This window comes from Micromonospora sp. RTBAU3-60, from assembly GCF_054963695.1.
The window spans coordinates 35,211-45,468 of record NZ_JBUEGB010000055.1 but is presented as its reverse complement, the minus strand read 5'-3'; the positions used below and the strand labels follow the sequence as shown (position 1 = coordinate 45,468).

Annotated in this window: 11 protein-coding genes; 10 read left to right on the top strand and 1 reads right to left on the bottom strand. The window is 76.4% G+C overall.

The genetic code is table 11. The features are described 5' to 3' along the window. From ACY34I_RS31560 to ACY34I_RS31525, 8 genes are all read left to right on the top strand, one after another. Positions 1-584, top strand: a 584-nt coding sequence (locus ACY34I_RS31560) for a glycosyltransferase family 9 protein (RefSeq protein WP_462758828.1), incomplete at its 5' end; no start/stop codon positions are given. Further along, on the top strand, positions 581-1,555 hold the full coding sequence (locus ACY34I_RS31555) for a glycosyltransferase (RefSeq protein ID WP_148794119.1): 975 nt from the start codon (positions 581-583) through the stop codon (positions 1,553-1,555). The genes ACY34I_RS31560 and ACY34I_RS31555, both read left to right, overlap by 4 nt. After that, on the top strand, positions 1,540-2,757 hold the full coding sequence (locus ACY34I_RS31550) for a glycosyltransferase (protein ID WP_462758827.1): 1,218 nt from the start codon (positions 1,540-1,542) through the stop codon (positions 2,755-2,757). The genes ACY34I_RS31555 and ACY34I_RS31550 overlap by 16 nt, the downstream gene beginning before the upstream one ends. Further along, positions 2,757-3,443 (top strand): D-sedoheptulose-7-phosphate isomerase, encoded by a 687-nt coding sequence (locus ACY34I_RS31545; protein WP_462758826.1) that lies wholly within the window; start codon positions 2,757-2,759, stop codon positions 3,441-3,443. The genes ACY34I_RS31550 and ACY34I_RS31545 overlap by 1 nt, the downstream gene beginning before the upstream one ends. Before the next feature lie 11 nt (positions 3,444-3,454). Next, positions 3,455-5,008: a PfkB family carbohydrate kinase gene (locus tag ACY34I_RS31540; RefSeq protein WP_462758825.1), complete on the top strand. Its 1,554-nt coding sequence runs from the start codon at positions 3,455-3,457 to the stop codon at positions 5,006-5,008. Then, on the top strand, positions 5,005-5,706 hold the full coding sequence (locus tag ACY34I_RS31535; RefSeq protein ID WP_148794115.1) for an SDR family oxidoreductase: 702 nt from the start codon (positions 5,005-5,007) through the stop codon (positions 5,704-5,706). Before ACY34I_RS31540 ends, ACY34I_RS31535 begins: the two co-directional genes overlap by 4 nt. After that, complete coding sequence (locus ACY34I_RS31530) at positions 5,703-6,674, top strand: glycosyltransferase family 9 protein (protein WP_462758824.1); 972 nt, start codon at positions 5,703-5,705, stop codon at positions 6,672-6,674. The genes ACY34I_RS31535 and ACY34I_RS31530 overlap by 4 nt, the downstream gene beginning before the upstream one ends. Next, positions 6,658-7,644 (top strand): DNA topoisomerase IB, encoded by a 987-nt coding sequence (locus tag ACY34I_RS31525; RefSeq protein ID WP_462758823.1) that lies wholly within the window; start codon positions 6,658-6,660, stop codon positions 7,642-7,644. Before ACY34I_RS31530 ends, ACY34I_RS31525 begins: the two co-directional genes overlap by 17 nt. Before the next feature lie 352 nt (positions 7,645-7,996). On the opposite strand, the gene ACY34I_RS31520 is transcribed toward ACY34I_RS31525, so the two are convergent. Next, a complete protein-coding gene (locus ACY34I_RS31520; RefSeq protein WP_462758822.1) occupies positions 7,997-8,500 on the bottom strand; it encodes a hypothetical protein in 504 nt (167 codons plus the stop codon). Positions 8,501-8,739: 239 nt separating this feature from the next. On the opposite strand from ACY34I_RS31520, the gene ACY34I_RS31515 reads away from it, so the two are divergent. Then, positions 8,740-9,579 carry a class I SAM-dependent methyltransferase gene (locus tag ACY34I_RS31515; protein WP_462758821.1) on the top strand — a complete coding sequence of 280 codons (840 nt, stop codon included), beginning with the start codon at positions 8,740-8,742 and terminating at the stop codon, positions 9,577-9,579. Between the two features lie 30 nt (positions 9,580-9,609). After that, entirely contained in the window at positions 9,610-10,248 is a 639-nt protein-coding gene (locus ACY34I_RS31510; protein WP_462758820.1) for a TetR/AcrR family transcriptional regulator, read from the top strand. The last annotated feature ends 10 nt before the right edge of the window (positions 10,249-10,258 follow it).

Below are 10,258 nucleotides of genomic sequence, written 5' to 3'. Positions count from 1 at the left end.
GGCTGCGGACCGACCGGCTGCCGCCCGTCCCGGCCGCGGCCGGCGAGCCGGGCTACGTCCTGCTGCACCCGGGCTCCTCCGTGGAGACCCGCGCCTGCCCGCCCGAACTGGCCGCCCGGATCGTCCGGGTGCTCAGCGCCGCCGGCTACCGGGTGGTGGTGACCGGTGGTCCGGACGAGCGGGAGCTGACCGCGCGGGTCGCCGCCGCCGGCGGTGTGGACCTGGGCGGGCGTACCGGCCTCGACGAACTGGCCGCCGTCATTGCCCGGGCCGGCGCGCTGGTGGTCGGCAACACCGGGCCGGCGCACCTGGCCGCCGCGCTCGGGGTGCCGGTGGTCAGCCTGTTCGCCCCCACCGTCCCCTTCGGGCAGTGGGGGCCGTACCGGGTGCCGACCGTGCGGCTCGGCGACGCCGGCGCGCCGTGCCGGGACACCCGGGCCACCCGCTGCCCGGTCCCCGGGCACCCCTGCCTCTCCGCGGTGGAGCCGGGGCGCGTGCTGGAGGCGCTGCGGCTGCTCGGCGTGCCCGCCGACGCGCCGGAGCCGGTCGGCGCCCTGCCGATGGCTGGTGGGGTGGCGCGATGAACGTCCTGGTGTGGCACGTGCACGGGTCGTGGACCACGTCGTTCGTCCACGGCAAGCACCGCTACCTGGTGCCGGTCACCCAGGACCGCGGTCCGTACGGCCTCGGCCGGGCGCGCACCTACCAGTGGCCGGAGCACGCGGTCGAGGTGACCCCGCAGGAGCTGCGCCGGTCCGAGGTGGACGTGGTGCTGCTCCAGCGTCCCGAGGAGTTCGACCTGGCCTGTGAGTGGCTGGGCCGCCGGGTGGGCCGCGACGTGCCGGCGATCTACGTCGAGCACAACACCCCCAAGGGCGACGTGCCGAACACCCGCCACCCGATGGCCGACCGGGACGACCTCCTGCTCACCCACGTCACCCACTTCAACGAGCTGTTCTGGGACAACGGCGGCACCCGCACCGCGGTGGTCGAGCACGGTGTGGTCGCCCCGGCCGTCGAGTGGACCGGCGAGCTGGACCGCCTGGCCGTGGTCATCAACGAGCCGGTACGCCGCTGGCGGGTCACCGGCACCGACCTGCTGCCCCGCTTCGCCGAGATCGCCCCGCTGGACGTCTACGGCATGGGCGTCGCCGGGCTGGCCGACCGGCTCGGGCTGCCGCCGGACCGGCTGACCAGCCACGACGACGTGCCACAGCACGCCATGCACGCCGAGCTGGCCCGCCGGCGGGCATACCTGCACCTGTGCCGGTGGACATCCCTCGGGCTGAGCCTGATCGAGGCGATGACCATGGGCATGCCCGTGGTGGCCCTGGCCACCACCGAGGCCGTGGAGGCGGTGCCCCCGTCCGCCGGTGCCCTCTCCACCCGGGTCGACGTGCTGCTGGAGGTGGCCCGGAGCTTCCTGGACGACCCGGCGGCGGCCCGCCGGGCGGGTACCGAGGCCCGCAGCGCCGCGCGGCAGCGCTACGGCCTGGAGCGTTTCCTCGCCGACTGGGACCGGCTGCTGGAGGAGGAAGTATGCGCATCGCGATGATCTCGGAGCACGCCAGTCCGCTCGCCGTCCTCGGCGGGGAGGACGCCGGCGGCCAGAACACGCATGTCGCGGAGCTCTCCGCCGCGCTCGCGGCCGCCGGCCACGACGTCCGGGTCTACACCCGGCGCGACGCCGTGGACCTGCCCGTGATCGTCCGCGCCCCGGACGGCTACGAGGTGGTGCACGTGCCCGCCGGCCCGGCCGAGCCGGTCGCCAAGGACGACCTGCTGCCGTACATGCCCGCGTTCGGGGAGTGGCTGGCCGAGCGGTGGCGGGCCGGTGACTGGCAGCCCGAAGTGGTCCACGCGCACTTCTGGATGAGCGGCCTCGCCGCGCTCGCCGCCGGCCGACGGACCGGGGTGCCGGTGGTGCAGACGTACCACGCCGTGGGCACCGTGAAGCGGCGCCACCAGGGCGCGCAGGACACCAGCCCGCCCGGCCGGATCGACCACGAGCGCAAGCTGGGCCGGTCGGTCGACCGGGTGGTGGCCCAGTGCCAGGACGAGGTCGCCGAGCTGGTTCGGATGGGCGTGCCCCGGTCCCGGATGACGGTCATCCCGTCCGGCGTGAACCTGGCCACGTTCGCCCCGCTCGGCCCGGTCGCCGAGCGGGACGGTGCCCGGCCGCGCATCCTCACCGTCGGGCGGCTGGTGGAACGCAAGGGCTTCCAGGACGTCATCCGGGCCACCGCGCTGGTCCCCGACGCCGAGTGCGTGGTGGTGGGCGGCCCGCCGGCCGGGCTGCTGGAGACCGACCCGTACGCGCTGCGGCTGCGGGCGCTCGCCGAGTCCTGCGGGGTCGCCGACCGGGTCAAGCTGATCGGCGCGGTGCCCCGGGAGGAGATGGGGCGCTGGTACCGGTCGGCGGACGTGCTGGTCGCCGCCCCCTGGTACGAGCCGTTCGGGCTCACCCCACTCGAAGCGATGGCGTGCGGCGTACCGGTGATCGGCACCGCGGTCGGCGGGCTGACCGACACGGTGGTGCCCGGGCGGACCGGCGACCTGGTGCCGGCCCGGGATCCGGACGCCCTCGGCGCGGCGATCCGCCGGCTCTTCGGTGACCGGATCCGCCGCTTCGCCTACGCCACGGCGGCCCTGGAACGGGCCCGTACCCGCTACTCCTGGTCCCGCACCGCCGAGCGGCTGGCGGAGGTGTACGGCCAGGTGGCCACCGTGCGTCGACCCACCCGGGTGGTCGCCTGATGACGGCGCCCGGACCCGCGGTCGGCGGAACCGTGCTGGAGGACCACCTGACCCACCTGGCCGCCGCGCTGCTGCCGTTCCGGCAGTCGGAGCAGCTGCTCGCCCGCTGGGGCGGGGAGTTGGCGCACCGGCTCGCCGGCGGCGGGCGGCTGCTGGTGGCCGGCAACGGGGGCAGCGCCGCCGAGGCCCAGCACCTCACCGCCGAACTCGTCGGCAAGCTCCGCGACGACCGGGAACCCCTGTCCGCCATCGCCCTGCACGCCGAGACCTCCGCGCTGACCGCGATCGGCAACGACTACGGCTACCCCGAGATCTTCGCCCGCCAGGTCCGCGCCCACGGCCGCCCGGACGACGTCCTCCTGCTCCTGTCCACCAGCGGCGCCAGCGCCAACCTGCTCGCCGCCGCCCAGGCCGGACGGGACACCGGCCTGCGCTGCTGGGCCTTCACCGGCCCCACACCCAACCCGCTCGCCGACCTGTGCCACGAGACCCTCGCCATCGACTCGCCGGAGGCCCAGGTGGTGCAGGAACTGCACCTGGTCGCCACCCACGTGCTCTGCGAGTACGTCGACCGGGCCCTGCCGGCGGCGCTGGCCACCCGCCCGGCGGCCGGGTCGGGCCCGGTGCGGGCCGGCGTCGAGGTGGTGCTCGGTGACGACACCGGTCGGGAGGTGCAGGCCCGATGAGGAGGTCCAACGTGACGGGACCCGTGGTGGTGATCGGTGACACCCTGCTGGACCGGGACGTCGAGGGCACGGTGAACCGGCTCTGCCCGGACTCGCCCGTGCCGGTGCTCGACGAGAGCGCGTACGTCGACCGTCCGGGCGGCGCGGGCCTGGCCGCGGTCTTCGCCGCCGCCGAGGGCGCCGAGGTCGCGCTGGTCACCGCGGTCGCCGACGACGCCGGCGGGGCCCGGCTCGGCACGCTGCTCGCCGCCGCCGGCGTGCAGCTGTACGGGCTGCCGCTGGCCGGCGCCACCCCGGAGAAGATCCGGCTGCGGGCCCGGGGCCGGGTGCTGTTGCGGCACGACCGCGGCGGGCCGGCCGGCGAGCCCGGCGAGCCGAGCGAGGCGGTGCTGCGGCTGATCGCCGACGCCGCGGTGGTGCTGGTCAGCGACTACGGCCGAGGTGTCGCCCGGGATCCGGCGCTGCGGGCCGCGCTCGCCGCCACCCGCGCGCCGGTGGTGTGGGACCCGCACCCGCGCGGGCCGGAGGCGGTGCCCGGGGTGCACCTGGCCACCCCGAACGAGGCTGAGGCCCGCGAGCTGGCGAAGGTGCGGCCGGGCGGGTCCCGGCTGGTGACCGCGTCCCGGAGCGCCCAGTCCCTGCGGCAGCGCTGGCAGGCTGGGGCGATCGCGGTGACCATGGGCGGGGAGGGCGCCCTGCTCTGCCACGCCGGCTCGACCCCGCTGGTGGTCCCCGCGCCGGCCATCGCCGAGGGGGACACCTGCGGGGCGGGGGACCGGTTCGCGGCGACGGCCGCCCGCGCCCTGGCGGATGGCGCGCTGGTCTCCGAGGCGGTGCAGGCGGCGGTGGCCGAGGCGTCCGCGTACGTCTCGGGTGGGGGAGTGGCCACCGCGCTGCCCGCCCCGGTCCGGGACGCCCCTCCCGTGCTGGTCTCCGGCGGCGGGGACCGGATCGGCGCGGCCGCCGCTGCCGCGGTGGTCGCCGAGGTACGGGCCGCCGGCGGCACCGTGGTGGCCACCGGCGGCTGCTTCGACCTGCTGCACGCCGGGCACGTGGCGACCCTCCAGGCGGCCCGGCAGCTCGGCGACTGCCTCGTCGTCTGCCTCAACTCCGACGCCAGCGTGGCCGGCCTGAAGGGCCCGGAGCGCCCGGTCGTGCCGCAGGGCGACCGTGGCCGGCTGCTCGCCGCGCTGGGCTGCGTGGACGCGGTGCTGATCTTCGACGAGCCGACGCCGCACGCGGCCCTGTCCTGGCTGCGGCCGGACATCTGGGTCAAGGGCGGCGACTACGCCACCGGTGGCGGCGCGGAGACCCTGCCCGAGGCGGAGATCCTGGCCCGCTGGGGCGGGCACACGGTGGTCGTGCCGTACCTGGACGGGCGGTCCACCACCGACATGATCGCGGCGGCCCGCGGCGGGCGCGGCTCGGCCGTCCCGCCCGGCGTCGCGGGCGCCCCGGGTGCACCCGGCGGCGGTCACCCGGCTGGCGGCGGAGGGGGCACGAATCATCGCCGCAGTGCGGCGCTGCCGCATGGCGGCACGGAGCGGAGCGAGGGGGCGGCATGAGCAGCAGTCCACCCGGGGCCGGCCCCACCGTCCTGGTCACCGGCGGGGCGAGCGGGCTGGGCGCAGCGGTGGTCACCGCGGTGGCCCGCGCCGGGGGCCGTCCGCTCGTGCTGGACCGGCAGCGCCCCGCGGACGGCGTGCCGTGGGTCGAGTGCGACCTGGCCGACACCCGGGCCGCCGAGGCCGCCACCCGGGACCTGGCGGAGCGGTCCGGCGGGCTGGACGCCGTGGTCACCGCCGCCGGCACGGACGTGCCGGGCCGGCTGGCCGACCTCCCGGGCGAGACCTGGGAACGGATCGTGGCGGTCGACCTGCTCGCCACGGCCGCGGTGATCCGGGCCGCGCTGCCGTACCTGGAGGCTTCCCGGGGGACCATCGTCACGGTCGCCTCCACCCTCGGGGTCAAGGCGGTCAGCGACGCCACCGCGTACTGCGCGGCGAAGTTCGGGGTGGTCGGCTTCACCCGGGCGCTCGCCGCCGAACTGGCCGGCTCGGTCGGCGTCACCCTGCTCATCCCCGGCGGCATGCGCACCGCCTTCTTCGACGAACGGGACGCGCAGTACCGGCCCGGTCCCGACGCGGCGCTCAACGAACCCGCCGACACCGCGGCCGCGATCATGTTCGCTCTCTCCCAGCCGCCCGGCTGCGCCGTTCGGGAGATGGTGGTCTGCGCCGAGCAGGAGTCGTCGTACCCGTGATCCTCGTGCTCCGCGCGCTCGGGGTCGGCGACCTGGCCACCGCCGTCCCGGCGCTGCGCGGCCTGCGGGCCGGCTTCCCCGACCGCGAGCTGGTGCTGGCCGCGCCGGCCTGGCTGGCGCCGCTGGCCGACCTGGTCGGCGGGGTGGACCGGGTGCTGCCCACCGACGGGCTGGCCGCCCCGCCCACCTGGCCGGGCCCGAAGCCCGCGGTGGCGGTCAACCTGCACGGGCGGGGTCCGCGATCGCACCGGATGCTCGCCGCCGCCCGGCCCGGCCGGCTGCTCGCCTTCGCCAACGGCGACGCCGGGCACCTCGACGGACCGCGCTGGGACGACGACGAGCACGAGGTACGCCGCTGGTGCCGGCTGCTGCACTGGTACGGCCTGCCGGCCGACCCGGGCGACCTGGCGCTGCGCCGCCCGCCCGCCGCCGGCCTGCCCTCCGGCGCCACCGTGCTGCACCCGGGCAGCAAGATCCCGGCGAAGCGCTGGCCGGCGGAGCGCTTCGCGGCGCTCGCCCGGATCCTCACCGACCGCGGTCACCGGGTGGTGCTCACCGGCTCGACCGGCGAGCGGGAGCTGTCCGCCCGGATCGCCCGGGACGCCGGGCTGCCGCCGGACGTGGTGCTCGCCGGCCGGACCGACCTGGCCGAGCTGGCCGCCCTGGTCGCCGACGCCCGGCTGGTGGTCAGCGGGGACACCGGGGTGGCCCACCTGGCCACCGGGTACGGCACCGCCTCGGTGGTGCTGTTCGGGCCGGTGCCGCCGGAGCACTGGGGGCCGCCGCCGGACCGGCCCCGACACCGGGTGCTGGACGTCACCCGCCCGGGGGCGTCCGACCGGCATCGGAACGGCCCCGGCGGGGTAGGTACTCAGCCATTGTTGGCGGCCATCTCGGTGGACGAGGTGCTGGCCGCCGTGGACGAGGCGGAACGGGCGGTGCGGGTGTCCGGTGCGATTGCGGCGTAGTGATCCGGGCCGGCCGGGGTACGGACGCCGGCGGCGCGGCAAGGGCTGGCTCTTCGTCGACCCGGAGGGTGCGCCGGTGCGCGACCCCGACGAGCTGGCCCGGCTGGGCGACCTCGTCATCCCGCCGGCCTGGCAGGACGTGTGGATCTCGCCGTATCCGAACGGGCACATCCAGGCCACCGGCATCGACGCGGCCGGGCGCAAGCAGTATCTCTACCACCCGCAGTGGCGGCAGAAGCGGGACGAGGCCAAGTTCGACCACGTGCTGGAGGTGGCCCACCGGCTGCCGGTGCTGCGCGACCGGGTCGACCAGGACCTGGCGCTGCGCGGGCTCCGCCGGGAACGCGTCCTCGCCACCGTCGCCCGGCTGCTGGACATGGGCACGTTCCGGGTCGGCAGCGACCAGTACGCCACCGGCGACGACCCCACCTTCGGCGTCTCCACCCTGCGCCCCGAGCACGCCCGCTCTCGCGGGGGCTGCGTGGTCTTCGAGTTCCCGGCGAAGGGCGGCATCGAGCAGGTACGCCGGATCGAGGACGCCGAGCTGTGCCGGGTGCTGACCAGCCTGCGGCGCCGACGCCGGACCGAGGAGCGGCTGTTCGGCTACTGGGACGGCCGACTCTGGCGGGACGTGCGCAGCGACGAGGTCAACGACTACCTGCGGGACGCCAGCGGTGGGGAGATGACCGCCAAGGACTTTCGTACCTGGCACGCCACCGTGCTGGCCGCCACCGAGCTGGCGGCGGCCGACGGCGAGCGCTCGGCGACGGCCCGCAAGCGGGCGGTCGCGGCGGTGATGCGCTCGGTCGCCGAGCTGCTCGGCAACACGCCCACCGTGGCCCGCACGTCCTACGTGGACCCGCGGGTGGTGGATCTCTACCACGACGGGGTGGTGGCCCCGGTGGAGCCGGAGATGCCGCGCCACGTGGTGGAGCAGGCCGTGCTGGGGCTGCTGGAGGAGGGGAGCTGACCGGCCCCGCCGCGAGGTCCTGGGGGGAGATACGACGGGGCCGGCGTTCGGCATGGCCGTCGAGGGCTGGCGGGGGTTCGCCCGTCCCGCCGGGGTCGCGGAGCGCCGGCACCGGGCGGTCGTCCGCGACGAACCTGTCGCGGACGCCACGCCACGGCCCCCCGTTACCAGTGGGCCGCGCCGGTCTCCCGGCCGCCGGCCCGCGATCAGTATGTCCGCTGCGAGTTGATTACGGACGCCGGAGTGTTGACGATGCGTGCCTGTTCGAGGTGTCGCACCCGCGGTACGCCCATCACCTGGATCGGCCGGTTTCGCGGCGACGGGCCGGGGCAGGCGCGGGGCGCGCCGTGGGTCAGTCGTTCAACACCTGCGCCAGCCGGTCCCGGAACCGGCGCTCCGAGTCGCTGACCACCTCGCCGCCGAGGCCCAGCAGGCCGCCGCTGGCGGCCGCGCCCACCACCTGCTCGGCGATCTCCACCAGCCAGTGCCGGTAGGCTCCGGCCTGCCCCTCGTCCACCTTGCCGGCCAGCAGGGCCGACGCCTGCGCGGCCCGGGCGAGCACGTCCTCGATCATCGCCTGCGGGTCGGCGGGCTCGATCATCGGCAGCTCCGCGCCGGTCTCCGGGTCGCCCACGCGGGAGACGACCTCGCCGGCGACGGCGGCCACCAGCGGGCTGGCCGACTCGCGTCCGGCCGCGATGGACTCCAGCCCGGCGGCGTTCTCCGCCATGGTGCGCCGGGAGCCGTCGGACTCGGCCGCGCTCGCCGCGGTGAGGACCGACTGCGGCAGCCCGACCAGCAGCCCCCACTCCTCGTCGGAGAAACCGAACCCGGTGTACGCCGGCTGCTCGATCACGATCAAGCCCCTTTCGCCGTGGTGGTCGTGTTGTCGAAGGGCACGCCTGGCGTGCCCGGGTCAGGCTAGTCCAGCCCTAGCCGGTCCTGTTCGGACACCACGCGCACGGACAACGTTTCATCAGGGGCCGCAGATACCCCCGCCGATCACGGCCGAAACCGGACCGGGTGTTGACGCGCCACCGCGCCGGATTCATTATGAACATACGTTCATGAACAGTCGTTCATAAGGAGGCCGAGGTGGGGACGATCGTGAACGAGCATCAGGAGCAGGCCTGGAACGGGTACGAGGGACGGCACTGGGCCGCACACCAGGCCCGCTACGACGCCATCAACATCGGCTTCAACGAGCTGCTGCTCGCCGCGGTCCGGCCCGGCGACCGGGTGCTCGACATCGGCTGCGGCAACGGCCAGCTCACCCGGCTCGCCGCCCGGCGATCCGGCACCGGGCACGCGTTCGGCATCGACCTCTCCGCGCCGATGCTGGACCGGGCCCGGGCTTCGGCGGCCGACGAGGGCGTGGACAACGTGGACTTCGTCCGCGCCGACGCCCAGGTCCACCCGTTCCCGGCCGCCGGGTTCGACGTCGCGCTGAGCCGGTTCGGGGTGATGTTCTTCGCCGACCCGGTCGCCGCGTTCGCCAACGTACGCCGGGCGCTGCGCCCGGGCGGTCGGCTCGCCTTCGTCTGCCTCGACGACGTCCGCCGGGGCGACCTCGGCGCGGTGTTCGGGTCCGCCGCCGCGCATCTGCCGCCGCCGGCCACCGATGGCACGGCCGCGGGTGAGCCGCTCTCCTTCGCCGACCCCGACGTCGTTCGCAGTGTGCTCGCCGACGCCGGCTTCGTCGACGCGGCCTGCGCCCCGCGGCAGGCGGTGGGCCGGTGGGGCCGGGACGCGGCGGACGCGGCCGACTTCCTCGCCGGCTGGGGGCCGATCCAGCACCAGCTCGGTCCGCTCGAACCGGCGGTCACCGAGCGGGTCCGGGCCGCGCTGGCCGAGGCCATGCGCCCGCACGAGGGGCCGGACGGGGTGCACCTGCGCAACGCGGCCTGGCTGGTCACCGCCCGCTGCCCCGACTGACCGCCGGCCGCCGCCCTAGGATCCCGGGTCATGGCACCGAGACGAGCGGCGGCACTGCGCGGCGGCGAGCAGAGCCTGCGGGAGCACCTGATCGCCGCCGCCCGGGCGCTGGTCGCCCGGCGCGGCACCGCGGGGCTGACCGTCCGGGACATCGCCGGGGAGGCCGGGGTCGCCGACGGGGTGCTCTACAACCACTTCGCCGACAAGGAGGAGCTGCTCGCACACGCGTTGCACGCGCACGTGCGGGCGGTCGAGGCGGAGCTGGACGGGGTGCCCCCACGGCCGGGAGAGGGGACCGTCGCGGCGAACCTGCGCGCGTACCTGGAGCGGGCGCTGGCGCTGCACGCGGCGATCCTGCCGGCCTTCGCCGGGCTGACCACCCAGCCGAAGCTGCTGGCCCGCCTCGGCGACCTGCCCACCCCGCTCCACGGCGGGCAGGGCCTGCGGGCGGACCTCGCCGGCTACGTCCGCGCGGAGCAGGGGCTGGGCCGGGTGGCCGCCTCGGCCAGCCCGGAGGCGGTCGCCACGCTGGTCGTCGGGGTCTGCCACGATCTGGTCCTCGGCCGGCTGCTCGACCCGTCCGGCGTGCCGCCGGAGCCCTCGGCCGAGCTGGTGGACGCCCTGGTCGCCACGCTGCTGCACGGCGTCCTGCCGGGCGACCGAGCCTGACGGCCCGGGT

Bases quoted from the DNA above. Each gene is read 5' to 3' on its own strand.
- ACY34I_RS31550 (WP_462758827.1), top strand. From the start codon at position 1,540: ATGCGCATCGCGATGATCTCGGAGCACGCCAGTCCGCTCGCCGTCCTC.
- ACY34I_RS31535 (WP_148794115.1), top strand. From the start codon at position 5,005: ATGAGCAGCAGTCCACCCGGGGCCGGCCCCACCGTCCTGGTCACCGGC.
- ACY34I_RS31510 (WP_462758820.1), top strand. From the start codon at position 9,610: ATGGCACCGAGACGAGCGGCGGCACTGCGCGGCGGCGAGCAGAGCCTG.
- ACY34I_RS31545 (WP_462758826.1), top strand. From the start codon at position 2,757: ATGACGGCGCCCGGACCCGCGGTCGGCGGAACCGTGCTGGAGGACCAC.
- ACY34I_RS31555 (WP_148794119.1), top strand. From the start codon at position 581: ATGAACGTCCTGGTGTGGCACGTGCACGGGTCGTGGACCACGTCGTTC.